We start from the raw sequence: 26,838 nt of genomic DNA on the forward strand, positions 1-26,838 counted from the left end.
CCTATTTCACCGGCTGCATGGAACCGTCCGGAAACACCACCTCGGCGAAGGACGGATAGACCTTGCGCAGGATCGTGACCTGCTGCTGGTCGCTCACCCGCAGCAAATACCAGTCCGCACCGTCCATCAGCGCCAGCGTGTGGGATTTCGCCTCTATCGTCTGGCCGCCGGTTTCCATCACCGTCCTGGTCGGAATGAGCGCATAGGGCGTTCCATCAGACGTTTGCGCAAGGCTGATCGCCTGCGTATCCATGGTAAACTCGGTTATCTTGACCGCCGCGAGCGTCATCTGCATCTGCGCGGTCAAGGCGCCACGCAATTGCTCTGCGGTAATACCCGCTTCGCCTGCGATGAATTCGAAGATTTTCGGCGGCGCCGTCTTGCCGACGACATCGAAATCCTGCGTGCTCAAAGCCGTCTGAAATCGCTCTATCTGCGTGCGAAGACTATCCTGCTCGGCAGGTGAGAGATCGCGTGACAAAGCGGGATGCGCAATCGCCACCAGCAGAAACAGACAATATAACAGACGCTTCATGGCTTGGCCTTTCCGGTTATCCGGCATCGCCCGGTCCCCGGCACGGGAACCGCTCATGAACGGGATCGTTCAGCGCAGCAAAAAGAAACCCGCAGCCGACAGCACGACGAAGACGACCAGGCCACCAAGGAAGCCGGCGGTGGTGAAGAAACCCGCGACCATGGCCAGCATCAGCACGCACAGCATCATGGTGCCGTACTTCGTCAAGGCCAGAAAACCGTTATAGGTCTTTTCGTGCTCGGCATAGTTCATCTCGGCGCCGACTTCGACAGGACCCGTGTGGTGTTCGCTCATTCCGCTTCCCCTTGTGCTCCATCCGTCATGCCCGTCACACGGTAAATCTGCCCGTGGACGATCACGGGCCAATGCCGGATTCTCCGTAACCAGAGGTAACATGAAGTCGCCGAAAAGCGCAATGCGTTCTCAGCGAAAGAGCGGCAATGGCATGCACCGTGACAGCTCAACCGGGCAAAACATGTCATTGGGCAACATTCTTTCGCAAACGGTTGAAAACGGCTGTCCGCCAAGCTGTTTCATGGTGGTTTTGGTTGCTTTTCGAACCGCCTGACCATACACGGGATTCTGTGGGGAGGAACTCTGGAGCCTGTGGCAGCGGAAGCACGTGGAGGCGTGGCCGCAGCAGGGGCACCGGGCTTTGCTCTCCGCCATAAACCCGCAAAGGGCCCGAAAAGGGAAGAGGGGAAAGTTATGAAATCGCTTTTAAAACTAAGCGCGCTGATAGACCTTGCAAGCGAAGCTCTGGGCAAGGTTGCCGGTTATCTCGTGCTCATCTGCTGCCTCGTCAGCGCCGGCAATGCCATGGTCCGTTATGCCTTCAATTACAGTTCGAACGGCTGGCTGGAAATCCAGTGGTACATGTTCGCTTTCATCGTGCTGATCGGCGCATCCTACACGCTGCGCATGAATGAACATGTGCGAGTGGACATCATTTATGGCGCGATTTCACCGCGCAGCCGCATCTGGGTGGACATTATCGGCATCGTGCTGTTCCTGCTTCCCGGCTGCTTTTACCTCGCCTGGCTTTCCTGGCCTATGTTCACGCTATCCTGGCATCAGAGCGAAATGTCCTCCAATGCCGGCGGCCTCATCCGCTGGCCGGTGAAATTCATCATCTTCGCCGGTTTCGCACTTCTGGTTCTTCAGGGTTTTTCCGAACTCATCAAGCGCATAGGCGCCCTCAACGGGCTTTATGCGCTCGATACGAAGTACGAAAAACCCCTGCAATGATCGCACCGATCTGAACCTTCAGGATATTTCCCATGTTCGAATATGGTATTCTTCCGCCACTGATGTTCCTCGGCATGATCATCTTCATGCTTTACGGATTTCCGGTTGCTTTCTCGCTCGCCACCGTAGGTCTCGTTTTCGGTGTCATCGGCATCTTCACGGAGCATTTTTCGCCGGCCTTTCTTCAGGCCCTGCCGCTGCGCATCTTCGGCATCGTCTCGAACGACCTTCTGCTGGCCATCCCCTTCTTCACCTTCATGGGCGCGATCCTCGAGCGATGCGGGCTTGCGGAAGATTTGCTTGAAGGGACGGGCAAGCTGTTCGGCGCCATTCCCGGCGGTCTCGCCTATGCCGTCATCATCGTCGGCGCGATCCTTGGTGCGATTACCGGCACGGTTGCCGCCTCGGTCATCACCATGGGCGTCATCTCACTGCCGATCATGCTGAAATATGGTTACAACCCGCGACTTGCCACCGGCGTCATCGCCGCATCGGGAACGATCACGCAGGTCATCCCGCCTTCGCTGGTGCTGATCGTGCTTGCCGACCAGCTCGGCAAATCCGTTGGCGACATGTACCTGGGCGCCATCGGCCCCTCGATCCTGCAGGTCGCCATCTTCATGCTCTTCATCCTGTTCATGTCGGTCGTGCGGCCGAAGGACCTGCCGGCGCTGCCGCCGGAAGCGCGGGGAGAACTCAACCGGGCGCTGGTGTTCCGCGTGCTGGCGGGCATGATCCCGTCCATCGTGCTGATCTTCCTCGTGCTGGGCACCATCTTCCTCGGCCTCGCAACGCCCACCGAAGCCGGTGCGCTCGGGGTCGTGGGCGCCATGGCGCTGGCCGCCGCGCACCGCCGCCTCACCTGGGACCTCATCAAGCAGGGCATGCATTCCACCATGCATATCACCTCCATGGTGGTGTTCATTCTGGTCGGCGCCACCTGCTTCTCCCTCGTCTTTCAGGGCATGGACGGTTCGCTCTGGATCGAGCATATGCTGTCGGGCATTCCGGGCGGCCCCATCGGCTTCCTGATCTTCGTCAACATCTTCATCTTCTTCCTCGCCTTCTTCCTCGATTTCTTCGAAATCGCCTTCATCGTCATTCCGATGCTGGCGCCGATCGCCCAGTCGCTCGGTATCGACCTCATCTGGTTCGGCGTTCTGATCTGCATCAACATGCAGACGAGCTTCATGCATCCGCCCTTCGGATTTGCGCTGTTCTACCTGCGCTCCATCGCGCCGGGCACGGTCAAGACATCGGATATCTACATGGGCGCGATTCCCTGGCTCGGCATGCAGCTCATCCTCGTCGCCATCGTGATCTTCTGGCCGGAATCCGTCACCTACTGGCTGGACAAGGCGCCCGAAGTCGATCTGAATTCCATCAAGATCGAAGTGCCCGCCTTCGGCAATCAGGGTGGCAACACCATGCCCAATTTCAGCCAGCCGGGTGGGTTACCGGGCATGCCGAATCTTGGCGAGCCCCCGAAGATCGGACCCTGATCGGCGTCTTGTAAGGGCTAGGCGAAACGCTTATAGTTGCGGAGTGGAAGACGGGAGTGCACACCCGTCTTCCGTTTGCTTATCTGCTTAGAAAATTGAACCGGACGGAGACAGACCAGCCCGTCCGGTTCTTCCTAAACCAAAGCGTAATGCTCAGCGTTTTCCACATCGCATCACCTCCACAGTTGAGAGCAAGGCCTTTGCCGAGGTCGGCGTGGCCAATCCTCGCCGACACTCCGGCTGGCCCCGGAGCCTGCTGCTTTTGCCCACAACGGAATTGATCGTAAATCATCCTTTGTTGTCGGATGCGTGAAGGCATGCGCACACAACAAAAACCCCGGAGACCGAAATCCCCAGGGCCTTTGCTCGGTCCGCCGTCACCGAATAATCAGAGCTTGCCGTTACGCTGCTGGATCATCATGAAAGTATCGAACGTGTATTCCGCAAGCTGCATCCACAGATAACCTTCGCGCTTGAAGGCGACCTGATCTTCGTAGATCTTCTTGAAGTCCGGATTGGAGGCCGAAATATTGGCATAGACCTCCAGCGCAGCCTTGTAGCAAGCCTCGAGGATTTCCTGGCTGAACGGCCTGAGCACCGCACCTTCAGAGACGAGCTGCTTGATGGCGATCGGGTTTTTCGCGTCGTATTTCGCCATCATGCTCGTGTTGGCGAAGGCGCAGGCGTCCTGCAGCGCCGTCTGGTAGTTTTTCGGCAGGCTGTTCCACTTCTCCAGATTGACGAAGGAATGGATGACCGGGCCACCTTCCCAGAAGGCGGGATAATAGTAATATTTCGCCACCTTCTGGAAGCCGAGCTTGTGGTCGTCATAGGGACCGACCCATTCCGCCGCGTCGATGGTGCCTTTTTCCAGCGCCGGATAGATATCGCCGCCGGCGATCTGCTGCGGCACCACGCCGAGCTTTTCCACCACCTTGCCGGCGAGACCGGCAATGCGCATCTTCACGCCCTTGAAATCGTCGACGGTGTTGATTTCCTTGCGGAACCAGCCGCCCATCTGCGCGCCGGTATTGCCAGAAATCATGCCGTAGAGATTGTGCTTGGCGTAAAACTCGTTGAGCAGCTTGTTGCCGTTGCCTTCATAGAACCATGAGTTCGTGAGGCGGGCATTGAGGCCGAAAGGTATTGCCGTGCCGATGGCGAAGGTCGGGTCCTTGCCGACGTAATAATAGGAGCAGGTGTGGCACATTTCCACCGTGCCGGACGATACAGCATCGGCCGCCTGCAGGCCGGGCACGATTTCACCGGCGGCAAAGGGCTGGATAGTGAAATTGCCGTCGGTTGCGGCGGCGACATGCTTGGCAATATCTTCCGCGCCGCCATAGATCGTGTCGAGCGACTTCGGAAACGACGACGTCAGGCGCCAGTTGATCTTGGTATTCTGCTGTGCAATGGCGGGCGCGGCCAGCGCTGCCGTAGCAGCTCCCGCAAGCGCACCTTTTTTCATAAAGGAACGGCGATCCATCTATATCCTCCCAGATATGAACGCTGCCCGCAGCTTTGAATTCCCCTCGTTGCTGTTCAGGCATCGCAGCAAAGTAAGCACGGTTACGGCCCGGCTGACAAGCACCCGCACCAAGAATTAATCGCGGAAAAACCGGCCTTTCGGGGAATTTTCGGAAACTCTGCTTCGTATTTTATTTCCAACTGAAATATCCCGGCATCGCCTTATACTTTAGGCGCATAAAGGATCCTCATAACGCAAAACGCGTGCTTGACTTGGTCAGCCGGCAGTCGCACAAATTTCGAAGATTCGTCCCGGAGCCACCATGCCAAAACCCATTATTGCCGTTCCCGCCGACATCCGGCATTTCACCGGAGCCGACTGGCACGCCGCGCAGAACCAGTATGTTTCCGCCGCGCTGAAGGTGGCTGGTGTCATGTCCTTCATTGTCCCGGCCTTCGAGGACGGAAACGAGGTCGACGCTATTCTCGACCGGGTGGATGGCCTGCTCGTGTCCGGCTCCGCCACCAATGTGCATCCTTCCCTTTACGGAAAAGAGGCGCAGGAAAGCGACGGCCCGTTCGATCAGGCCCGCGACGCCACCAGCCTGCCGCTCATTCGCCGCGCTATCGAACGCGGCATCCCGATGCTGGCCATCTGCCGCGGCATTCAGGAGCTGAACGTCGCGCTGGGCGGTACGCTTGCGTCCGAAATTCAGGAGCAGCCTGGCATATGGGACCACCGCAAGCCGGAACATGACGACCGCGACGTGGCCTTCGCCATCCGCCAGCCGGTGCATGTGCGCGAAGGCTCCTGCATCGCGCAGCATCTCGGCATGTCGGGCGAAATCCAGATCAATTCGCTGCACCGGCAGGCAATCGCCGAGACCGCTCCACGCCTGCAGGTGGAGGCGACGGCGGCGGACGGCACAATCGAGGCCGTTTCAGTCATCGACGCCAAAGGATTTGCTGTCGGCGTGCAATGGCATCCGGAATATTGGGCTGAGACGGACGCGCCCTCCCGGGCACTGTTCGAGGCCTTCGGCAAGGCCGTCCACGACTATCGGAACAGCAAGGCATGAACCTTAGCCGATCCCCCTCGGCTCACGGGAACACAAAAAAGGGGCAAGCCTGAAGGCCTGCCCCAAGTCTGGGAGGAGGATTTAGCGCTTTGCGCGTTTCTTCTGTCGGTAGACGTCGGCAACGACCGCGGCCACGATGATCAGGCCCTTGACGATTTCCTGGTAATAGGCGTCCACCCGGAGGAAGGTGAAGCCCGACGTCATGACACCGAGGATGATGGTGCCGATCACCGTTCCGGTGATGCGGCCTGCACCGCCGGCGAGCGATGTGCCGCCGATAACGGCTGCGGCGATGGCGTCGAGTTCATACATCACGCCCATGCCGGCCTGCGCCGTCTGTGCGCGGGCGGCGGTGACGACACCGGCGAGACCGGCGAGCAGGCCAGCAATGGCATAGACCTTGATCAGATGCGCCTCGATATTGATACCGGACACGCGTGCCGCCTGCTGGTTGGCGCCGATGGCATAGGTGAACTTGCCGTAGCGGGTGTAACGCAGCGCCACGTGGAAGATGACGGCGACGACGAGGAACACCACGACCGGCCAGATGCCCGTGCCGATGAAGTTGAAACCGTCCGTCAGACCGGAGATCGGCTGACCCTTAGTATACCACTTGGAAAGACCACGCGCCGTCACCATCATGCCAAGCGTTGCGATGAAGGGCGGAATTTTGGTGCGGGCGATGAGTTGCCCGTTTATGAAGCCCGCAAGGGCGCCAGCCAATATGCCGACGGCGAGCGGTATGAAGAAGGGCAGATCGGTCAACCCCGGATAAAGCGCCCGCGGCCATGTGGACGATTGCGCCACGCTGGCGGACAGCATCGCCGTCAGGCCGACGACGGAACCGGAAGAGAGATCGATACCCCCGGTGATAATGACCTGCGTGACACCGACCGCGATGATGCCGATCACCGAGACCTGCAGGATCATGATCGTCAGGCGCTGCTGGTTCATCAGGAAGCTCTGGCCGATGAAAATCCAGCCGAGAATTTCATAAACCAGCGCGATGCCGATCAGCACGAAAAAGATATTGGCCTCCGGCGGGATGCGCCGGTGCGGCTTGCGTCCGGATTTTGCGTCCAACTCTGTGTTGGCGGCGGCGTTCGTATTCATAGTCATTCCTCCTCGAGAAATCCCGGCGCGCCTCACCGCGATGCGAGATCCATCACTTTAACCTGCGTGGCTTCACTTCTATCAAGGAAGCCCGTCACCCGACCTTCATGCATGACCATGACACGGTCGCTCATACCCAGAACCTCCGGCATTTCGGAGGAAATCATGATGACGGCGACGCCCTGGCGCGCCATCTCGCAAACCAGCTTATGAATTTCCGCCTTGGCTCCGACATCGATGCCGCGTGTCGGCTCATCCAGAATCAGAATGCGCGGCTTGGTCAGCATCCAGCGGCCGATCAGCACCTTTTGCTGGTTCCCGCCCGAGAGATTCTCGATGCGCTCGTAAAGATGCGGCGTCTTGACCCGGAGCTTGCGGCACATCTCCTCGCAGGCATCCGACAGCGCATTTTCCTGCACAAAGCCATTGGCGACATATTTGTCCTGCAGGACGGCGATCTGCATGTTCTCCAGAATATTCAGGATCAGCAGGCATCCCGTATCCTTGCGATCCTCCGTCAGAAACGCCATGCGGTGACTGATCGCCTTCGTCGGGCTGTCGATCGATACCGGCTTGCCGTCGATTGCAATCGTGCCCGAGGATGCGGGCGTTACACCGAACACCGTTTCCGCCACATTGGAGCGGCCCGATCCGACAAGGCCGGCAACGCCGAGAATTTCGCCGGCGCGCACCTCGAAGGAAACGTCGTGGAAAACGCCGTCGAGCGTGAGATTCTTGACCGAAAGCACCACGTCGCCGATCGGAACCTCTTCCTTCGGGAACATCTGGGTTATTTCACGGCCCACCATCATGCGGATAATGTCGTCACGCGTTACATCGGTCGAGGCGTGGGTGCCGATATATTTGCCGTCGCGGAAAACCGAAAATTCATCGGCTATCTCGAACAGCTCGTTCATCTTGTGGGTGATGTAGACGATACCGATACCGCGTTCCCGGAGATCGCGGATGATGCGGAAGAGATGCTCGACCTCGCGCTCCGTCAGTGCGGATGTCGGCTCGTCCATGATGAGAACGTCGGAATCATAGGAAACCGCCTTGGCGATCTCGACCATCTGGCGACTTGCCACCGAAAGCTCGCCGACGCGGGTTTCCGGATCAAGATCGATGCCCAGCCTTTCCAGCAGCGTTTCGGTGCGGCGATACATTTCGCCATGGTCGATGAGACCCAGCCGGTTCTTCGGCTCGCGGCGTATCCAGATGTTTTCCGCCACCGTCATATACGCCATCAGGTTCAGTTCCTGATGGATCATGGCAATGCCGTTTTCCAGCGCATCGAGCGGGGAATCGAGACGTATGTCGGCGCCTTTCAGGCGAATTTCGCCACTGTCCGGCTGGTAGATGCCGGCCAGGATTTTCATCAGCGTCGATTTTCCGGCGCCATTCTCGCCCATCAGCGCATGCACGGTGCCGCGCTTCAGCTTGAACTGCACATCATCAAGCGCCACGACGCCGGGAAATTCCTTGCGTATGCCTTCCGCCGCGAGAAGATACTCCGCATTCGGCACGGCTCCGCTGGCGCGCACGGCGGCCATTGTCGATGGACTGACGACCATCTCATCCTCCACAATAGACAAAAATGACCGGAAACAGGCTTTGCCAGATGGCGCACCCTTGCCTCCGGGGAGGCTTGCAGCGCCATGTCGATCACGACATGGAAGGCGCTGCAACACTTGGAATTCACTGAAATTCAATCGTAATCCGCTCACGCACCGAAGCTTGTCTTCGGCGCCGTCGGAAACCGGCATCTGCCTCCAATATCAATCTGAACGGGCGCAGATGCCGGAAGGCGGCCGTTAGTTCTTGGCCACGTAGTCCTTGACGTTTTCAGGCGTGACGAGCTGGAAAGGAATGTAGACCTTCTTCTCCACCTTGTCGCCCTTGACGAGCTTCAGCGCAGCATCGAGAGCGCCTTTGCCCTGCCCTGCCGCATCCTGGAACACCGTCACATCCAGATCGCCCGCCTGCATCGCGGCAAGGGCGTCCTGCGTGGCGTCAACGCCGGCGACGACATAGCTCTTCATGTCCTTGCCTGCGGCCTTCAGGGCCTGGATCGCGCCAATCGCCATTTCATCGTTGTTGGCGATGACGGCATTGAATTCGATACCGCTGGAGAGCCAGTTGGTGACGAGGTCGGAACCCTGCGTGCGCTGCCAGTTCGCGGTCTGCTCTTCAACAACCGAAATGCCCTTGCATTCGTCGGTCTTCAGAACGTCCTTGGCAGACTGCGTGCGCATGCGTGCCGCCTGGTTGGAAAGCTCACCCATCATGATGACCGCATTGCCCTTGCCACCGAGAAGGCGGCAAACTTCTTTCGCTTCAAGCGTGCCGGCCACCGTCTCGTCGGAGGCGACGAATGCCTGGCCGTCCGGCAGGCTATCGACGTTAACCGGCTGGCGGTTGACGTAAACCAGCGGAATCTTGGCGTCGGCGGCGAGCTTGGACATCGCCGCCGTCGCATCCGTATCAACCGGGTTGACGATGATCGCGTCGACCTTGGACGCGATGAAATTCTGAATCTGGCTCTGCTGCTTGGCAACGTCGTTCTGCGCGTCCTCGACCTGCAGGGTCACGCCCTTCAGCTCCTTGGAATAATCCTGCATGCCGTTGCGCAGCACGGTCAGGAAGTTGTCGTCGAACAGCGCCATCGAGACACCTACGGTCTCCGCATGCGCCGCCGTGCCCAGAAGCACAGACATGGCTGCGCCGATGATAAATTTCTTCATTGTTTTCTCCTCCTCGGTGTCCGGCGCCACCTCTCCCAGCCGGAGGCGAACCCGAGAGCCCGCCGCTACCTCCTCACAACCAGAAAACGGAATAATGAAACCGATTTTCTGTCTGTTCGATATATTTATTCCATTTTTGGTCCAAACGTCAATGCTTTCTTCACGGCAAGGCGGCGAAGCGGCACACAAGGCGGTGATGAGGCAGGATTTCAGGAGGAAGGAGTTTCGTGGCGGATTGCCGGGAACTGCGCCGAAGCTTCTTCAACGTTACCCGCACTCGTCAGGCGGGGATCGATAAGCCGTTGAAATCATGGATGCGCGGGCCGAAACAGAGGATCACGAAGAATATGGCGGAAGGTCCGTTTTCAATGCCGGACCCGCAGACCCCGCCATTGGCAAAGCCACCGGCGGGTCTCATCTTTTCGCTTAGCGCGCTCATGGGAGGCACCATTCCACCGGCGAAAATACGCGAGAAGGGAACAGGTTCAGCAGAATGGGCGTGTTGGTGCACCACGTTCTATCGATGGGAACCGGGCATGACATCGGCGGGAATCGGGCAGACATATTTGCTGCCCTCGGTTTTTTCCTGCCATTCCCTTTTAGCATTCGCGAGCAGTTCCGGCGAGGTCATCAGCGCAAAGCCGGTCGATGCGAGTGTTTTGGCGGCATGGGCCATGGCCTTGTGGGCGGCGGGGCTTTTGCCCTGCGCCACCACCTGCCAGGTATGCGGATTGGTGCCGATCGCCCAGGCGGGCGTCCAGCACTGCGCGGTTGGCGTCACCCAGCTGACATCACCGACATCGGTGGAACCCGCCCGAAAATGCGACTGACCCTCGAAATCGCGCAGGCCGAGATGCAGGGGTGTCGACCCGTCAATCTTCCGGTTGGAAAAGACATCGCCCTTGATCTGATAGAGCCTGATGCTGCTTTTGATCGCCTCGTCGGTGAAAGTGTCCTGAATGCGTTTGGCAAAAGCGATATCCGCCTCGTCGAAGGCGATGGGGCCTAGCGCCACCATGTTTTCATGCATCGCCGTTTCCAGCGTGATGTTGGGCAGGAGATTGGTGGAGGCGGTATCGAAGACGATTTCCACCTCTGTTTCGGTCATCATCGCCGCGCCGCGCGCGACTTTGTCCACCCGCGCGGCAAGATCGAGCGCCTGGCGCATTTCCGGGGCTCGGATCAGATAGAGCACTTCTGCCCTGGCCTGCACCACATTCGCCGCCTTGCCGCCGGTATCGGTGATTGCGTAATGCACCCGACAATCCTGCGGCATGTGTTCGCGTAGGAAATTGACGCCGACATTCATCAGTTCGACGGCATCGAGCGCCGAGCGCCCCAGATGGGCAGCGTTGGAGGCATGAGCCGCGACACCCTTGAAACGGTAAAAATATTCCAGCACGGCCAGGTTATTGGTGGAGCGCACGCCGTTGAAGGGCGCGGGGTGCCACGTCAAAGCCGCATCGACATCGTCGAACAGGCCGGCGCGCACCATGAAGGTCTTGCCGGAACCGCCCTCCTCGCCGGGGCAACCGTAATAGCGTACGGTGCCGTGCAGATTATTGGCTTTCAGATGCCGGGCGAGCGCAATAGCGGCCATCAATGAGCCGACGCCGAGCAGGTTGTGGCCGCAGCCATGGCCGGTGGCGCCCACCTCACGCGGCTGCGCCTCAGCCACATCGGCCACCTGGCTCATGCCGGCCAGCGCATCGAATTCACCGAGAAAAGCGATGACCGGCTTGCCGCTGCCGAATTCGCCGATGAAGGCCGTCTCCATGCCTGCCATGCCGCGGCGAACCGCAAAGCCGTTTTCCTCAAGCGCGCCCGCCAGAACGCCGGCAGATTGCTGTTCCTCGAATTTGAGTTCGGCAAAATCCCAGATGCTGTCGCTCAAGGTGGTGAAATCGGGCTTTATCGCCTCGACTTCGGCGGCAATCGACATCACGGCGTCACGGGTCATGGCTTGTCCTCGCATTTTTGCCCTTTACGGGCACGCGCAAACGTTTCGGCGGATGCACCGCCAAAGTCCTGCGCTTCATATTGGAAAGCCCGCGCCGAGGTCCGCTTCCGGCGCGGGCATAATGAATCAGTTGTCGACCGAGACTTCCCAGAGGCGGGCGTTCGACTGCCAGACTGGCTGGCCCTTTAGCTTCTTCGTCGCGCCCCAGACATCGACCATGTCGTAAAGGAAGATGCCCGGCATTTCCTTCAGCATCAGTTCGTGGAACTCGTCGAAAATCTTCTGGCGCTTCGTCTGGTCGGCTTCGACATAAGCCGCCTTCATCAGTTCTATCGCCTTCGGATCGTCCCACATCAGCGAGGCGTTCTTGTCCTTGTTGCCGACATAAAAGGCATACATCAGCGCCGGATCGAGGCGCGGAGCGACCGACTGAGAGATCACCTGATAATTGCCGGAACGGCGGCGATCCACCTGCGTGGCATAGTCCAGCACCTCGATCTGCACGTTGAGACCCGCCTGCTGCATCATCGCCTGCGCCATGACGGCGGCCGGGAAGCTCGGCACGTTGCCACGCTTGTTGGCGATGATGGAAATCGGCTCGCCCTTGTAACCGGCGGCCTCCAGCTCCTTCTTCGCCGCCTCGACATCATAGGCCGGGCGCTTTTTCTGGGCCTCGTCATAATAAACCGAGTCCTGCGAGACCATCGAACCGTTGGCTTCACCCGTGCCGTTCGATGCGGCGGCGACCAGTTCATCGAGATCGAGCGCCATCGCCATGGCGCGGCGCACGCCGGGATTGCTCAGAACCTTGTCGCGGGTTTGAATGTAGAAAAGGTTCTTGCCGTTGTTGCGGGCAACGATGAGCTGCATCTTATCATTAGTCTTGAACTCCGGAATGAGATCGGGAGAAATCTCGGCCGTATCGAGCACACCGGATTCAAGGCCCGCCTTCACCGTCGAAGCATCGGGAATGACCATGAACTTGATGCCATCGGCGAGCGGGCGCTTGGAGCCGACCATGCCGTCCGGCTTGCCGTCATTTGCCGGCGAAACATAATCGGCAAATTTGGCGAGGCGGATATATTCTCCTTTCTTCCACTCGTCCCACTGGAACGGCCCGGTGCCGATGGGCTTGGCGAAACTGCCATCGGCAGCAACCGATTCCGGCGAGATCATGCCGGTATAACCGCATTCCGGCCGCGACATCAGGCCAAGGAAAACGGCGGAGGGTTTTTCGAGGGTAATCTCGACCGTGGATGCATCCGTGGCCTTGACGCCGGTGACGTGCGCTGCCCCGCCTTCCGCGAAATCGTTGAGGCAGGTCCACTTCGTTTCCGGCTTCAGGTAGCGCGTCCAGTTCCAGACGACGTCCTCTGCGGTAAGCGGCTTACCATTGTGGAATTTCACGTCCTTGCGCAGCTTGAACGTATAGGTCAGGCCATCGGGCGAAACGTCGACGCTCTCGGCCAGAAGCGGCTTCACCTCACCGGCGTTGTTGTAGCCGACAAGACCTTCGACGATGTGCAGGATAACCCCATCCGTATTGCCGTCGCGGTTCACGCCGGGATTGTTGCTGCGAAGATCCGAGCTTTGGGCGATGGTGATGTCGCGGGCCGCCGCGATATTGGCCGTTACCAGCAGGGCAACGCCTGCGAGAAGAAGTTTTTTCACTGTTCTACCCTCTTTGTTGTCATTGATTGTCATTGGTGAAAGCCGTCCCAGCAGGCCTGTGCCAGCCGGCCGATCGTTTCGAGCGCGATGGTGTATCCCGGCGTACCGTCAGGCATCACCTGCGGCACCTCGTCGGTATAAGTGGTGATGATGAAGGACGGCGCGCCGTTTCTGTAGACGATGCCGGCATCCATGCGCCCGCGCTTGCCGCGACCGCTCTTGCTGGCCACCACAGCCTCAAAGGGCAGGCGGGAGCGGATACCATACCGCAAAATCTGGTTCTTCAGCGTCTGCATGGCCCATTCGCACAATTGCGGGCTGCAACCGAGCTTTGCCTGCGCCACCTGCGAGGACTGCGCATCGAGAATAGTCTGCAGCAGCAGCACCTGATCCGCCGCCGAGGTGGTGGTGACGGTTTTCAGCGGATGGTCGGCCGCCAGCGCCAGCGGCGGAATGAGGAAACGGTGATGGGTATTGGCCATGCCAAGCGATTTGCAATAGCCGTCCACCTCTTCCAGCGTCAGCCTCTCCAGCACCATCTTGGTGCAGACGTTGTCGCTCAGCACCATCATGCCAGCGACGGCATCGCGTAGCGAAATGACGATGCCTGGCGTCATATAACGGAACATGCCGCTCGCAACCTCTTCCGCCAGCCGCTTTTCATAGGTGACGGGCTGGCCGAGATCGATCCGCCCTTCGCTGGCGGCCTTGAGTACGGCCATCATGATCGACGTCTTGCGGGTGCTGCCCGATGGCGTCTCCTCGTTTTCCCCCCGGCCGATCTCTTCTCCGGTCAGGAGATTGCGCACCATGAAGCGTGTCACGAAAGGCTGTGCATCGCAGATCGCATTCAGTTGGGCAGCAACGGTCATAGTCATCTTCCTGTTAAACTTCATCTTCCAGACGCCATTTCAGTGTCACGCCGCCCTTTTCATTCTGGTCGAGGGCGGGAATGGCCGAGAGCAGCCGGCGCGTATAGGCCTCCCTCGGACTGTCGAAAATCGTGTCGCGGTCACCCTCTTCGATGATGCGACCGTCCTGCATGACGACGACACGGTCGGCCACCTGCTCCACCACACCGAGATCGTGGCTGATGAACAGGCAGGAAAAGCCGTAACGTTTCTGCAGATCGGAAAAGAGATCGAGCACCTGCGCCCGCACTGTCACGTCGAGCGCCGAGACCGGCTCGTCGGCGATCAGGAACCGCGGACGGCGGGCAATGGCGCGGGCAATCGCCACGCGCTGGCGCTGGCCGCCGGAAAGCTCGTGCGGATAGCGGGCGGCAAAATCAGCGCCGAGCCCCACCTCCTCCAGGGTTTCCAGCGCCCGCTTGCGCTTGGCGGCCTGGTCGAGGCCCAGCACGAGGCGCAGCGCCTCCTCCACCAGCGCCTGAATGGTCATGCGCGGATCAAGCGAGGAATAGGGATCCTGAAACACCATCTGGCAATTCAGGCGGTAATCCTTCCAGTCCTCGTTGCGCTCGCGGCCCTGAAAGCGGATATGTCCCTCGCTCTCCTGCACGAGCCCGGCGATGGTGCGGCCGAGCGTCGTCTTGCCGGAACCGGAACCGCCAACGAGCGCCACGACCTCGCCCTCATGAATGTCGATGCTGACGCCATGCAGCGCCCGCTTCGGTTTGGCCTTCTTCAGCAGAGATTTGCGGCCGGCATAATCCACAACGATATCGCGGGCCGAAACCATTGGCGCCTTGGAGGTGTCGATATTGCGTGGCTCGCCGCGGAATGGCAGGGAGGAAAGCAGTTTTTTCGTATAGGGGTGCTGCGGCGCATCCAGCAGGTCCTCGGTGCGGCCCTGTTCGACGATAGCGCCTTTTTCCATCACCACGATACGGCTGGTATAACGTGCCACCATCGGCAGATCGTGGCTGATGAGGAGAACGGCGGTGCCTTCCGCCCGCGTCAGCTCCACCATCAGTTCCATGACATCGCGCTGGATGACCGCGTCCAGCGCCGTCGTCGGCTCATCGGCGATCAGCAAAGCGGGTTTCAGCAGCATGACCGAGGCCAGCATGATGCGCTGGCGCATGCCGCCGGAGAACTCGTGCGGATAGGCCGTCAGCGCACCTTCCGGATCGCGGATGCCCACACGCCGCAGCATGTCGAGAATTTTCTCGCGGCGCTCTTCCGGCGACAATTTGGTATGAAGGATCAAGCCCTCTTCCAGTTGCCGGCCTATCGTCATCGATGGGTTTAGGGAGGTCATCGGCTCCTGAAACACGACGCCGATCTCCGCGCCGCGCAGACGCCGAAGCTCCTTCACCGGCAGGGACATGACATCCTGCCCCTTGTAGATGATCGACCCGCCGGTGACGGCGATGGCCGGTGGCAGAAGCGAGATGAGCGCGCGGGTGGCGAGCGTCTTGCCCGACCCGCTTTCGCCGACGATGCCGAAGATTTCGCCCGCCGCAATATCGAAGGAAACATCCTTGACCACCCGGTGGCCGGTTCTGGCGACTTCGAGCGAAAGGCCGCGAACGGTGAGAAGTGTATTATCCGTCATTTGAGACCTCTCATGCGCGGGTCAAGCCTGTCGCGAAGGGCATCTCCCAGAAGATTGATGCCAAGCAGCGTCAGCGCGATGCACAGACCGGGGAAAAGCCCTAGCCAGACGGCCTGCTGGATGAAGGGCCGGCCGGCGGCCAGCATGTTGCCCCAGGTGGGGGCCGGCGGCGGCACGCCGAGGCCGAGGAAGGAGAGCGCGCTTTCCGACAGGATGGCCCAGCCGAACATGGAGGTGGCAAGAACCGTGATCGGCGCGATGCAATTGGGCAGGATATGGCGGAACATGGTGTAGATCTCACCATTGCCCATCACCAGCGACGCCTCGATGAATTCCCGCTCACGCAATGAGAGGACCGCACCGCGCACCACGCGGGCCATGGATGGCGTATAGGCGATGCCGAGTGCGAAGATGATGCCATACTGGTTTGCGCCGAAAACCGCGAGCAGGCCGAGCGCTAGCAGAATGCCCGGAAAGGCAAGAAGCGCATTGTTGATGGCCATGATGACGCCATCCACCCAGCCGCGCGCATAACCGCTGACAAGGCCGATCAGCGTGCCGCAGATCGTTGCGAAGCTGACCGTCAGGAAGCCGATCCAGACGCTGGCGCGGGCACCCACCATCAGGCGGCTCAAAACATCGCGCCCGAATTCATCGGTGCCGAGAAGATGGCTGGCGCTTGGGCCGGCCAGACGCGAGGCAAAGCCGAGCTTCATCGGGTCATAGGGCGTCCAGAACAGACCGGTTGCGGCGGTGATGAGCAGGAGGGCGATGAGAAAGCCGCCGATAAGCCCGTTAAGTGTGAACTTTTTCATTCGGCAACCACACGCGGATCGAAGAGGGGATAAAGAAGGTCGACGAAGAGGTTGACCAGCACATAGGACAGCGAGACGAACAGCAGGCATCCCTGAATGACGGGGTAATCGCGGGCGAAAATACTGTCGACCATCAGCCGTCCGAGCCCCGGAATGGTGAACACTGTCTCGATGACGGCGATGCCGCCGAGAAGATTGCCGAGGATAAGGCCGATCATCGTCCATGTCGGGCCGAAGGCGTTCTTGAAGGCGTGCCGCCAGAGAACGGCGCTTTCCGAAAGGCCCTTGGCGCGGGCATGGGTGATGTAATCCAGCCGCAGCACTTCCAGCGTGGAGGCACGCGCCATGCGGATCAGAACGCCCATTTCATGGATCACCAGCGTCATGACGGGCAGGACGAGATAGAGTAGGCCACCGACGAAATTGTCGCTGATCGACACATATCCCAGCACCGGCAACCAGCCGAGCTTGAGGCCGAAAAACAGAAGAAGCAGAAGACCCAGCCAGAATGTCGGAATGGACAGAAGCAGGGTCGCCGTTCCCACCAGCGCAAGATCGGTGAGGCTGTTCTGTTTCCAGGCGGCGATAACACCCGCCGGAACGGCAATCAGGCTGGCTAGCAGCACCGCGACCACGACGATCTCGGCACTGACGAGAAAACGCGACACGACCAGCGGCAGCACCGCCTCATCATTGACAATGGAGCGGCCGAAATCGCCCTGCACCACATTGCCGGCCCAGATGATGAACTGTTGCGGCATGGATTTGTCGAGGCCGAGTTCGGTCCTCATCGCCTCGATCTGCTCCGGTTGCGCCATGTCGCCCAGCATCAGGGCAGCCGGATCGCCCGGAATGAAGCGGATGAGCGCAAAGACCGTGATCGACACGAATGCGATCGTCGGCAGCGCCATCAAAAGACGGCTCAGTATGAATCTTATCATCGGTTCCCCACGATTGATGGCGGGGAATGGTATCCCGCCTCTATCGGTTTCGTTGCTGGTGACTATGACGGATTGAGAAATATCACGCAATATTATGCATAAACGTCATATATCTATGCAGAATGACGGCGCGTTTCATCCTGATGAGGACAATGAGATTTTCCGCTCAAAATCCCGTTTTCAGTCGATTTTTTGCGAAAGCTGGATTTCCCGCTTCAAGGCATCGCTCAGCGCCTGCGCAGCGATGGACAGCGGTGCGCCGGAAGCACGGGCTAAACCGAATTCCTGTGTGGCCTGCGGGACGAATGGCCGGGCGACAACGGGAAGGTGCCGGTAGAGGTTAGCATAAAAACTGCTGATGATCGTTACCCCCAACCCGTGCGCCACATAGGCGCAGGCGGAACTGTTGGTGTGGGTCTCGATCTTCACCATCGGCTTGACGCCGGCCTTCTTGAACACCTGATCGAGCGCCATGCGGTTCGGCCGCTGCCGGCCGATCAGGATGAGCGGAACATTGCGCAGATCCTTGACGGTGATTTCGGTGAGTTTAGCCAGCGGATGATCCTCCCGGACCACGCAGACGCTTTTGCCGGTCGCGACACGTTCGACATCGATGCCCGGTCCGATCTCGCCTTCCATCCGCAGGAAACCGAGATCGATCACCCGTTCGCCCACCAGCTTGTTGATGGCGGTGGTCGTCTCGAAGAAGGTTTCGATACGCACGCCGGGAAAATCCCGGACATAGTCGATCAGCATGGCGGGCGCGAAATTTTCCCACATGCTGCTCGGCAGTCCGATACGGACGATTTCCGGACCGGCTGCACCATTGCGCAAATCCTCGGCGTGGCCGGACATGCGATCGACCGCAAGCAGCACGTTTTCCGCATCCCGGGCGAGAAGCACCGCCTCCGGCGTCGGTATCAGTCGCCCCTTGTCGCGGGCAAACAGCGTCAGCGACAGGTCTGCCTCAAGTTGGGCCAGAAGCCGGCTGATACCGGACTGGCTGAGACCCATGGCCTTGGCGGTGGCGATGGTGGAGCCGGTGGAAAGAAGCGTGCGCAGGACTTCGAGCTGCTTGATGTTCATGAGGCCAGCACCATGGGTGGAGAGACGAGCCGGTTTCGGTTCAAACGTTTTGCCGCCGATAGACCTTGATGTCACCGGTTTTTTTACGCCGCCACTTGGCCGGCACCGTCGCCGGTTACAATTCCACCTCATAGACCGCGTAATGGGTGGCCACACGCGCCTCTCCCGATGGCGTCACCCAGCCGCGAAACATGCCTGATGTATTATAGGGCGCGGATATGCCGCCTTCGGCATCGATTGCGACGAGGCCCGCGCCGATATCATAGGGCGCCAGATCCTTGTGGACGAGATTCCCGGCGGCGGTCTCCAGATCCTGCCCGAGATAGGCAACGCGGGACGCGATCTCGTGGCCGACGACATAACGGATGAAAAACTCGCCCTTGCCGGTACCGGAAACGGCGCAGGCCCCATCCCGCGCATAGGTGCCAGCCCCGATCACCGGGCTATCGCCCACCCGGCCATCAGGCTTGTTGGTGTAACCGCCGGTCGAAGTAGCCGCCGCGAGATGCCCCGCCGCATCGAGCGCCACCGCGCCGACGGTTCCGTGTTTTTCGTTTTCCGTCGCTTCCGTACCGGCGGAGGCATGGCGCTTCATCGCCGCCAGCGCCTCAAGGCGCTTTTGGGTGGTGAAATAGGATTGCGGCTCGGTGGCGAGTCCCTTTTCCTTCGCGAAGCGGTCGGCCGCCTCTCCCGTCAGATAGACGGCACGCTCATCCGCCATCAGCGCACGGGCCGCCTTTACCGGGTTGCGGATGGCGCGAGAGGCGCTGATCGCACCTGCCGCCAGCGTTTCACCATCCATGATCGAGGCATCGAGTTCGTGAATGCCGTTTTCGTTGAGCGCCGCCCCGTGGCCGGCATTGAAATGCGGACTGTCCTCCATGACGACGACCGCCGCCTCAACCGCTTCAAGCGCCGTTCCGCCAGCCTTCAGCACGCCATAACCGGCACGCAGGGCCGCTGCCAGATCGTCGCGCGCAGCAGCCCACTCCCCGGCCGTCATGCTGTCTTCCGGCATCACGCCGCAACCACCGTGAATGGCCAGTGCGATCTTCGTCATGTGCTCACTCCCTCGTCGCCCCACCAGCGGCAGGGCCTCTTAGCATCAATTAAAGGCGATATCGCCGATGACCCGCACGCGGACCCGCCGCGCGCCGCCAGGCAAATAGGCGATCGGAATATCTTCCACCTCAAGCGTCTTGAGGCTCGCCCGCTCCGCGCCCGAAGCGACCGCCGCGTTCTGCGCCTCGGTCTCGGCTTTCGCAAGGGCTTCATCGCGGCTCAGGCCGGAAAAGACCTGATCGACCTCGCCGGAAACCTGCGCCATCGCCGCGCCCAGCGCATTGGCAACGCCGGCATTTTCCACACGCAGCACTTCCGACGCACCCGGAACCGTCTCGGGGATCAGGAACGCCCCGCCGCCTACAGCAACCAACGGTACGTCTTCGGCTGATGTCTTCATCTGGTCGAAGCTGTCGGCCACCATGTCACGGATGCGTTGAAGCGTGGCCTGCACGAAAGCCGGATCGAGGTCTTTTACACGGTCGCGATCACCCATTTCGATCAAGCCTGCGGCAACGGCGATATCCGATGTCGTCAGCGTCTCACCGCCGAAAACGCGGGCTTCTGTGAGGATGCGATAACCGACCGAGCGCGGACCGATCTTGCCCGTCTCAGGGTCGACAATGGTGCCGCCGCCGAGCGCAATCGGCAGAAGATCGGGCATACGGAAGAGCGTGCGCACCCCTCCGATATGGACGATATTGTTCGCCTCCCGCGGAAAACCGCCGACAAGGCAGCCGATATCGGAGGTGGTGCCGCCAACATCCACCACCATGGCGTCGGAAAGCCCGGTGAGGAAGGCCGCACCACGCATCGAGTTGGTCGGGCCGGAAGCGAAGCTGTGCACCGGGTTGGCAGCCGCGACATCCGCCAGCGCCACCGTGCCGTCATTCTGGGTCAGATAAAACGGCGCTTTTACGCCGGCTTCGCGCAACGCATCCGAAAATGCCTGAACGGTAGTCTTGCCCAGGGTTTGCAGCGCTGCGTTCAGCAGGGCGACGTTTTCCCGCTCCAGAAGCCCGATGCGGCCAAGCGTATGGGAAAGCGTGATGCGTGCATCGGGAATGACCGAACGGACGATTTCCGCCGCCCGCACCTCGCACTCCGTCGTCAACGGCGAGAAGGTTGCCGAAATGGCGATGGAGGTGATGCCTGCATCGCGGATTTTCATCGCCGCCTCCCGAATTTCATCGGGAATCATCTGCACCAACGGGCTGCCGTCATATTCATGGCCACCATGGACCATGAAGATCAACGGATCGACAGCATCGTACAAATCTTTTGGCCAGTCGCACATGGGCGGCAGCGAAGAACCGGTCGGCAGAGCGATGCGGATAGCGGCAACCCGTTCCAGCCGGGCGCGCTCCACCACCGCATTGGTGAAATGGGTGGTGCCGATCATCACCGCGTCAATCGGGCGATCCGCCGCGCCGACATGGCCAGCCACATGGGCAAGCGCCGCCTTTACGCCGGACAGGACATCCTGCGTGGTCGGGACCTTGATGGAAGCGACGATGGTGTCGCCATCGATGAGAACGGCGTCCGTATTGGTGCCGCCAACGTCAATACCGATGCGTTTCATGGGAATACCGATCTGAAGTCAATGTCATAACCGAAGGCGCGCGGGCCGACGGCGGCGATGCCGGCAGGCGTCGTCAAGAGTTCCGGCGCGGGCAGCGCGACGACCGTCACGCGTTGACCGTAACGCACCGATTCCGTGCCGATGGCGCCGCCCGAGACAGTGTCGAGAAGGCAAAGCAGGTCCGGCGTCATGGCGACCGGCTGGCCATCGCGGAAGGCGACCGCCCATTCGTTCTGGAAGGCCAGCTCCATGCGCGAACCGCGTTCGGCATCAATGCCTTCAATGGTCGTGCTGCCGCGCAGGAAACCGCCGGTGGTCTCGCGGGCCACGTCCACCACCTTGCCGCGGAACAGCTGCTTGCCGCCCTCGTGGTCGAGAACCGCCTGAACCGGATCGTCATGGCGTTGACGCGCCGCCATCACCGCGCGCCCGAGTTCGGTCGCCTTGGTAACGGTGTAATGAATACCCCACTCCTTCACCTCCTTGCCGGTGCGCGGCGCCTTGCACGTGGCGGCGGTGGAACCGACTTCGGTGCAGACCTTGCGCGAGATGCGCTCCATCCATTTCCACGAAGCAGCACGCGTCACGATCACCTCATTGTCGCGCACATCGACCAGCGACAGCGGAAACATCGGCAGGTTGCCGATGGCGAAAGATGTCATCTGCGCTTCGGGATAGGCGCGTCCCATGGCATCGGCATTCACGACCGGCCGGTCGAGAACGGCAGCGGCGAGGAAGGAAGAAAGCGCATTCGAGCCGCCGATTTCAACGCTCATGATCGCCCGGAACGGCTTGCCGAGATAATCCTCCATCACCTCGACGGCACGGGCGAGATGCACGGGATCCCCCAGTCGTTCCTGACCGACAAGCGGCGCACCCATCTTGGAGACGACGGCAACCATATCGTCATCGGCAAGCGCCATGGGGTCCATGACTTTCACCCGCCGCCCCTCGGCATAGAGATGGCGCAGGTTGAGCGTCGAGATATAGGGGTTGCCTCCACCGCCGGTTCCAAGGATCCAGGCGCCGGTGGCCAGAGGTTCGATATCGTCTTCGGAAAATTCCTGGATCATGCGTCATCCTCGGGCATGCCGCAGCCTTTCCGGCCGCAGGCAATGCTCCTTCCCTTTGAAGTTCCAAGTCTGGCCAACCCCGCCTTTGCGGCGGGGCCGGTTTTCATGAGGCGAAGATCACTCCGCCTTGCAGTCCCAATGGAAGTTGGAGAAGTTCAGGTCCCAGCTCTGCATGGGAATGAACTCGTAACCCTGAAGGCACTTGTTCGCCGCGTAACGGCGGTTCGGCGCAACCGCCCAGACGTCAGGCTGAAGATCGGCGATCTTCGTCTGCAGTTCCTTGTAGGTGGCGTTCTGCTCGTTGACATCCGTGGTGGCGCGGACCTTGTCGATCAACCCGTCGATCTCCGCATTCTGCAACCATTCCATCGACATCCAGGTACCGGAGGCCTTGGAGTGATACTGGTTGTAGAACATCGAATCCGGCGACGGATAGGTCGGCGAGATGTTCACCTGCGTCGATGCCGGCGTCGTTTCCGGCTTGGAAGAAAGCTCGACGATCCGGTTCCATGGCTCCGGCTTGATATCGAGCGTGATGCCGATCTGTTCGAGGCTGGATTGCAGAAGCAGCGCCACTTCCGCCTCAAAGGCCAGCGAAGCGACATAGCTGTTGACCAGCGTGATCTTCTGGCCGGCATATTTCGACTTCGCCAGCTCTTCCTTGGCCTTTTCCAGATCGTAGACGCCCGGCTGGATATCGCCGTTATGCGCGTCCTTGAACGCGTCTGAGAGCGGTCCCTTCATATCGAAGCCCGGATAGATCACTTCCTGGATCGTCTTGTAGTCGGTCGCATAGGCGATGGCGCGGCGCACGTGGACGTCGTCCGTCGGATAGACCTTGGTGTTGAGCTTGATGACGAAACCGCCGGCGGTGCGGGTCTGGATCAGCTTGTAACCCTTCATCCGGCCGATGGACTCATAGGTGTCGTTGCCAAGCCCGTGCGAGGAAAGGCCGAGTTCGCCCTTTTCCGCCAGCGCCTTGACGGTGGCGTCGTCGCTGGTCTGCACGAAGCGTACTTCGTCGATGGGCTTGCCCTTCGTCCAGCCGAGGAAATAATCGGCATTGCGGGCGATGACCATATCGGCCGAACGATTGTAGCTGACCAGCTTGTAGGGGCCGGAGCCGGCGGAATGTTCGCCGACATAGGCCTCGCCCCATTTGTCTTCCGGCTTGGCATTGGCTTCGATCAGCGTCTTGTTCATCGCCATCATCAGCGGCGTCGCCGCCATGAAGGGCGAGAACTGGCGCTCGATCTTCATGACCAGCGTGGCATCGTCAGGCGCGGTAACGTTTTCGGGCTTCAGCACGCCGACGATGAGGTTCGACGGGCCCTTGTTGATTCCGAGCAGGCGCTGGATCGACCAGGCAAGATCGGCAGCCTTCACCGCCGTGCCATCCTGGAACTTCGCATCGTTGCGCAGGTGGAAGGTATAGGTCAGGCCGTCCGGCGAAATATCCCAGGATTTTGCCAGATGCGGCACGATTTCGCCCTTGGCGTTCACCGTGGTCAGGCCGTCATACATGTTCACGATGGCCATGTAGCCGGTGTAATCGGTCACCTTCGCCGGGTCGAGCGAGCTGAATATCTGCATGGTGTTGACCGCAACTGATACCTTGTCTTCCGCAATGGCTGCGGAAGAAACAAACGGCAGCACGAGCGCCGTGCCGAGCGCCAGCGCGGCGAGACGGGAAGAAAGTACAGGCATTTTCATTATCGTTCTCCTCTTTATTGCGGGGCGTTGGCCCCGCTTATGGTTAGGCAGCCTTGCTGACCGGGACGGGCAGCGGTGAGAAAGGAATGTCCGGATAACCGAAGGCCGCCGGCCCGACGACCTCAAGCGCGCGGGCGCTGCGCAACAGGTCGTGGCAGGGGATGGCGATGACGGCCACGCGCTGGCCGTAGCGCAGCACTTCGGTGGTGATCGGATAACCGGTGTCGACATCGAGCAGGACGATCAAATCGGGCACCGTCACTTCCACTTTGCCGTCACGGGAAAACAGCAGGAATTCGTTCTGGATGGCGACGCCTGCCGTCTGACCGGCGCAATCATCAAAGCCGGAAAGCGTGAGATCGCCAACCGCGAAACCGCCGCGAAGATGGCGCTTCAGATCGGTGATCTTGCCGTTGAAGATGCGCCGCCCGCCTTCGAGCGCGCAGACTGCGGCAATCGGGTCTTCCTGCTGCTTGCGGGCGCGGATAACGGCCTCACCGATGGCAATCGCCTTGGTGTAGGTTTTCGGTATGCCATACTGGTGCACGTAATGCGCCTGCATCGGAGCCGTCGCCAGCATCGCGCCGCCGCCCTGCGAAACGACGCAGGCGCGCGCCATTCGCTCGTGCCAGACCTCGGAAACGGCATGGCTGAAGATGACGGCATTGCCGTGCAGATCGCACATCACCGATGGCGTGGAACTATGGCCGTAGATGGAGAAGGTGGTCATCTGCATTTCCGGGAATGCCCGGCCCATGCCGTCGCAATCAAGGATCGGCAGGCCGCCCAGCGCCGCCGTCACCAGCGGGTTCATGGAATTGGAACCGCCGATCTCCTCGCAGACGATGGCGTCGACGGGTGTGCGGATCAGCTCTTCCATCGCCCGCAGGCAGCGCAGGCCCTCGCGCCCTTCGCGAATGCGCTCGACGCCGACGACAGGCGCGCCGATGCCGCCGATGGACATGCAGAGCGCGTCCGGCTCGATGGCGTCGGTTGCCAGAATCTTCATCTCGTAACCGGCCTTCATGGCCTCCAGCGCCAGCAGCTTGCCAAGATAGGGATTACCGCCGCCGCCCGTGCCGAGAATGCCTGCGCCGATTTCCAGCGCGTCGAGATCTTCACGGGTCAGCGTCCGCAATGCCGCTTCGTCATATTTCAGCTTGCGTGTCTCAGCCATGATTGGCTCCCATTTCTCCAACAACTTTCACATGAATGCGGGTGGCGTTGCCGGGCAGATAGGCAAGCGGCATGTCCTCACGCTCGATGACTTCCAGCGTCGCGGCAATCGCACCGGCGGAAATTGCCTTTTCGCGTGCCTCGGCTTCCGCCTCGGCCAGTGCGCTCTCGCGCGTGCGTCCGTCCACCAGTGAGAAGACCCGGTCGGTCTCGCCGCTGATCTGCGCAATCGCCGCGCCAACGGCATTGGCCACCGCGAAATTCTCAGGCCGGATGACCTCCAGCTCACCGATACGATCCGGCATCAGGATGGAACCGCCGCCAACAGCGATCACCGGCACCGGTGACGACGAAATGCGGCTGCGCTCCACACAGGCCTCAAGCATGTCGTTAATCTTGTCGACCGCGGCATTCACGAGTTTTTTGTCGAGACTGGAGACCAGCGCCTTCTCGCCCACATCCGCCTTGCCGGAGGCAACCGCGATATCGGTCGCTGTCAGGGTCGAGCCACCGAAGCAGAGCGCCTCGCGGCGAACCCGGTAACCGACGGATTTCGGCCCGACAGTCAGGCCATGGTCGCCATTGACCACGAGGGAACCGCCGCCGAGACCGATGGAGAAAACGTCAGGCATGCGGAAATTGGTGCGCACGCCGCCAATATCCACCGTGGTCGAGGCCTGACGCGGGAAGCCGTGTGAAAGCGAGCCGACGTCCGACGTGGTACCGCCGACATCCACGACGACGGCATCCTTGAGACCGGTGAGGAAGGCCGCACCACGCATGGAATTCGTCGGGCCGGACGCGAAAGTGAGCACGGGGAAACCGCGCACCACATCAGCCGCCATCAGCGTGCCGTCGTTCTGGGTGATATAAAACGGGCAGGTAATGCCCGCGGACTTCAGCGCTTCGCCGAAAGCCGCAACGGTGCGGTCGGCCAGCGACAGCAGGCTGGCATTCATGATCGCCGCACTTTCACGCGCAAGCAGACCGTGACGGCCAATATCCTTGGACATGACCACCGGCAGGCCGGGGCAGCGTTCCTGCAGGATTTCCTTCGCCCGCAGCTCCATTGCTTCGTTGATGCCGCTAAAAACGCAGGTAACGGCAGCCGCCTTTAAGCCCTTGGCGCGGATATCGGCGGCGATGCGGACGATTTCGTCCTCATCGAGCGGCGAAATTTCGCGTCCGTCGAATTCATAACCGCCACGCACCTGATAACCGTGGTTGCCGACGATTTCACGGAGATCGTCCGGCCAGTCCACCATGGGCGGCAGGCCGGCACCGGAAGGCAGGCCGAGCCGGATGGCGGCGACCTCGTCCATATGCCGGCGCTCGATCACCGCATTGGTGAAATGCGTGGTGCCGATCATCACGGCGCCGATGCGCGCCCTGTCTATGCCCGAAGCCTCGATGACCTTTTCAAGGGCTTCGATGACACCGGATGTCACATCCTCTGTCGTGGAGGCCTTCACCCCCGCCAGAACGGTTTTATCCTGCAACACAACGGCATCGGTATTCGTGCCGCCGACGTCAATTCCAACGCGATACACG

The 26,838-nt window shown here is 60.4% G+C and carries 23 protein-coding genes; 3 read left to right on the top strand and 20 right to left on the bottom strand.

The features are described from left to right. Nucleotide 1: 1 nt before the first annotated feature. Entirely contained in the window at nucleotides 2-535 is a 534-nt protein-coding gene (locus tag AGR7B_RS16050) for a hypothetical protein (protein WP_208616049.1), read from the bottom strand. A gap of 69 nt (nucleotides 536-604) precedes the next feature. Beyond that, nucleotides 605-829 (bottom strand): aa3-type cytochrome c oxidase subunit IV, encoded by a 225-nt coding sequence (locus tag AGR7B_RS16055; protein WP_003524572.1) that lies wholly within the window; start codon nucleotides 827-829, stop codon nucleotides 605-607. A gap of 414 nt (nucleotides 830-1,243) precedes the next feature. Between AGR7B_RS16055 and AGR7B_RS16065 the strand changes: the two genes are divergently transcribed. Next, entirely contained in the window at nucleotides 1,244-1,783 is a 540-nt protein-coding gene (locus AGR7B_RS16065; protein ID WP_065657269.1) for a TRAP transporter small permease subunit, read from the top strand. A 32-nt stretch (nucleotides 1,784-1,815) separates the two neighbouring features. Next, the gene (locus AGR7B_RS16070) at nucleotides 1,816-3,285 is read left to right on the top strand and encodes a TRAP transporter large permease (protein ID WP_080857298.1); all 1,470 of its coding nucleotides are present in this window, start codon (nucleotides 1,816-1,818) and stop codon (nucleotides 3,283-3,285) included. 388 nt (nucleotides 3,286-3,673) lie between these two features. Here AGR7B_RS16070 and AGR7B_RS16075 read toward each other — a convergent pair whose 3' ends face one another. Then, nucleotides 3,674-4,771, bottom strand: coding sequence for a TRAP transporter substrate-binding protein (locus AGR7B_RS16075; RefSeq protein WP_003524575.1), 1,098 nt, complete (start codon nucleotides 4,769-4,771; stop codon nucleotides 3,674-3,676). A 304-nt stretch (nucleotides 4,772-5,075) separates the two neighbouring features. Between AGR7B_RS16075 and AGR7B_RS16080 the strand changes: the two genes are divergently transcribed. After that, a complete protein-coding gene (locus tag AGR7B_RS16080; RefSeq protein ID WP_003524581.1) occupies nucleotides 5,076-5,831 on the top strand; it encodes a gamma-glutamyl-gamma-aminobutyrate hydrolase family protein in 756 nt (251 codons plus the stop codon). 81 nt (nucleotides 5,832-5,912) lie between these two features. Here AGR7B_RS16080 and AGR7B_RS16085 read toward each other — a convergent pair whose 3' ends face one another. The 17 genes from AGR7B_RS16085 to AGR7B_RS16165 form a co-directional block, all read right to left on the bottom strand. Then, on the bottom strand, nucleotides 5,913-6,944 hold the full coding sequence (locus AGR7B_RS16085; RefSeq protein WP_003524582.1) for an ABC transporter permease: 1,032 nt from the start codon (nucleotides 6,942-6,944) through the stop codon (nucleotides 5,913-5,915). A 32-nt stretch (nucleotides 6,945-6,976) separates the two neighbouring features. Further along, entirely contained in the window at nucleotides 6,977-8,518 is a 1,542-nt protein-coding gene (locus AGR7B_RS16090) for a sugar ABC transporter ATP-binding protein (RefSeq protein WP_080857299.1), read from the bottom strand. A gap of 240 nt (nucleotides 8,519-8,758) precedes the next feature. After that, on the bottom strand, nucleotides 8,759-9,688 hold the full coding sequence (locus AGR7B_RS16095; protein WP_003524584.1) for a sugar ABC transporter substrate-binding protein: 930 nt from the start codon (nucleotides 9,686-9,688) through the stop codon (nucleotides 8,759-8,761). Between the two features lie 280 nt (nucleotides 9,689-9,968). Beyond that, nucleotides 9,969-10,127, bottom strand: a complete 159-nt coding sequence (locus AGR7B_RS25965; RefSeq protein ID WP_158080268.1) for a hypothetical protein — start codon at nucleotides 10,125-10,127, stop codon at nucleotides 9,969-9,971. Between the two features lie 78 nt (nucleotides 10,128-10,205). Next, the gene (locus tag AGR7B_RS16105) at nucleotides 10,206-11,648 is read right to left on the bottom strand and encodes a M20 family metallopeptidase (RefSeq protein ID WP_080857300.1); all 1,443 of its coding nucleotides are present in this window, start codon (nucleotides 11,646-11,648) and stop codon (nucleotides 10,206-10,208) included. 126 nt (nucleotides 11,649-11,774) lie between these two features. Beyond that, nucleotides 11,775-13,319: an ABC transporter substrate-binding protein gene (locus AGR7B_RS16110; protein WP_162934177.1), complete on the bottom strand. Its 1,545-nt coding sequence runs from the start codon at nucleotides 13,317-13,319 to the stop codon at nucleotides 11,775-11,777. A gap of 29 nt (nucleotides 13,320-13,348) precedes the next feature. Further along, nucleotides 13,349-14,191 (bottom strand): serine hydrolase, encoded by an 843-nt coding sequence (locus AGR7B_RS16115; RefSeq protein ID WP_162934178.1) that lies wholly within the window; start codon nucleotides 14,189-14,191, stop codon nucleotides 13,349-13,351. A gap of 13 nt (nucleotides 14,192-14,204) precedes the next feature. Continuing rightward, on the bottom strand, nucleotides 14,205-15,839 hold the full coding sequence (locus tag AGR7B_RS16120) for an ABC transporter ATP-binding protein (RefSeq protein WP_080857303.1): 1,635 nt from the start codon (nucleotides 15,837-15,839) through the stop codon (nucleotides 14,205-14,207). Next, nucleotides 15,836-16,654: an ABC transporter permease gene (locus AGR7B_RS16125; protein ID WP_035221040.1), complete on the bottom strand. Its 819-nt coding sequence runs from the start codon at nucleotides 16,652-16,654 to the stop codon at nucleotides 15,836-15,838. Before AGR7B_RS16125 ends, AGR7B_RS16120 begins: the two co-directional genes overlap by 4 nt. Continuing rightward, entirely contained in the window at nucleotides 16,651-17,595 is a 945-nt protein-coding gene (locus tag AGR7B_RS16130; RefSeq protein WP_080857307.1) for an ABC transporter permease, read from the bottom strand. Before AGR7B_RS16130 ends, AGR7B_RS16125 begins: the two co-directional genes overlap by 4 nt. A gap of 180 nt (nucleotides 17,596-17,775) precedes the next feature. After that, on the bottom strand, nucleotides 17,776-18,681 hold the full coding sequence (locus AGR7B_RS16135; protein ID WP_080857310.1) for a LysR family transcriptional regulator: 906 nt from the start codon (nucleotides 18,679-18,681) through the stop codon (nucleotides 17,776-17,778). Between the two features lie 115 nt (nucleotides 18,682-18,796). Continuing rightward, a complete protein-coding gene (locus AGR7B_RS16140) occupies nucleotides 18,797-19,741 on the bottom strand; it encodes an isoaspartyl peptidase/L-asparaginase family protein (protein ID WP_080857314.1) in 945 nt (314 codons plus the stop codon). Between the two features lie 45 nt (nucleotides 19,742-19,786). After that, complete coding sequence (locus tag AGR7B_RS16145; RefSeq protein WP_080857315.1) at nucleotides 19,787-21,325, bottom strand: hydantoinase/oxoprolinase N-terminal domain-containing protein; 1,539 nt, start codon at nucleotides 21,323-21,325, stop codon at nucleotides 19,787-19,789. Beyond that, nucleotides 21,322-22,398, bottom strand: a complete 1,077-nt coding sequence (locus AGR7B_RS16150; RefSeq protein ID WP_080857316.1) for an S-methyl thiohydantoin desulfurase family protein — start codon at nucleotides 22,396-22,398, stop codon at nucleotides 21,322-21,324. Before AGR7B_RS16150 ends, AGR7B_RS16145 begins: the two co-directional genes overlap by 4 nt. A 117-nt stretch (nucleotides 22,399-22,515) precedes the next feature. Next, the gene (locus AGR7B_RS16155; RefSeq protein ID WP_162934179.1) at nucleotides 22,516-24,111 is read right to left on the bottom strand and encodes an ABC transporter substrate-binding protein; all 1,596 of its coding nucleotides are present in this window, start codon (nucleotides 24,109-24,111) and stop codon (nucleotides 22,516-22,518) included. A 43-nt stretch (nucleotides 24,112-24,154) separates the two neighbouring features. After that, the gene (locus AGR7B_RS16160; protein WP_004438394.1) at nucleotides 24,155-25,288 is read right to left on the bottom strand and encodes an S-methyl thiohydantoin desulfurase family protein; all 1,134 of its coding nucleotides are present in this window, start codon (nucleotides 25,286-25,288) and stop codon (nucleotides 24,155-24,157) included. After that, complete coding sequence (locus AGR7B_RS16165) at nucleotides 25,281-26,837, bottom strand: hydantoinase/oxoprolinase N-terminal domain-containing protein (RefSeq protein WP_065657296.1); 1,557 nt, start codon at nucleotides 26,835-26,837, stop codon at nucleotides 25,281-25,283. The genes AGR7B_RS16160 and AGR7B_RS16165 overlap by 8 nt, the downstream gene beginning before the upstream one ends. Nucleotide 26,838: the final 1 nt, after the last annotated feature.

Source organism: Agrobacterium deltaense RV3, from assembly GCF_900013505.1.
In the GTDB taxonomy this organism is placed as follows: domain Bacteria; phylum Pseudomonadota; class Alphaproteobacteria; order Rhizobiales; family Rhizobiaceae; genus Agrobacterium; species Agrobacterium leguminum.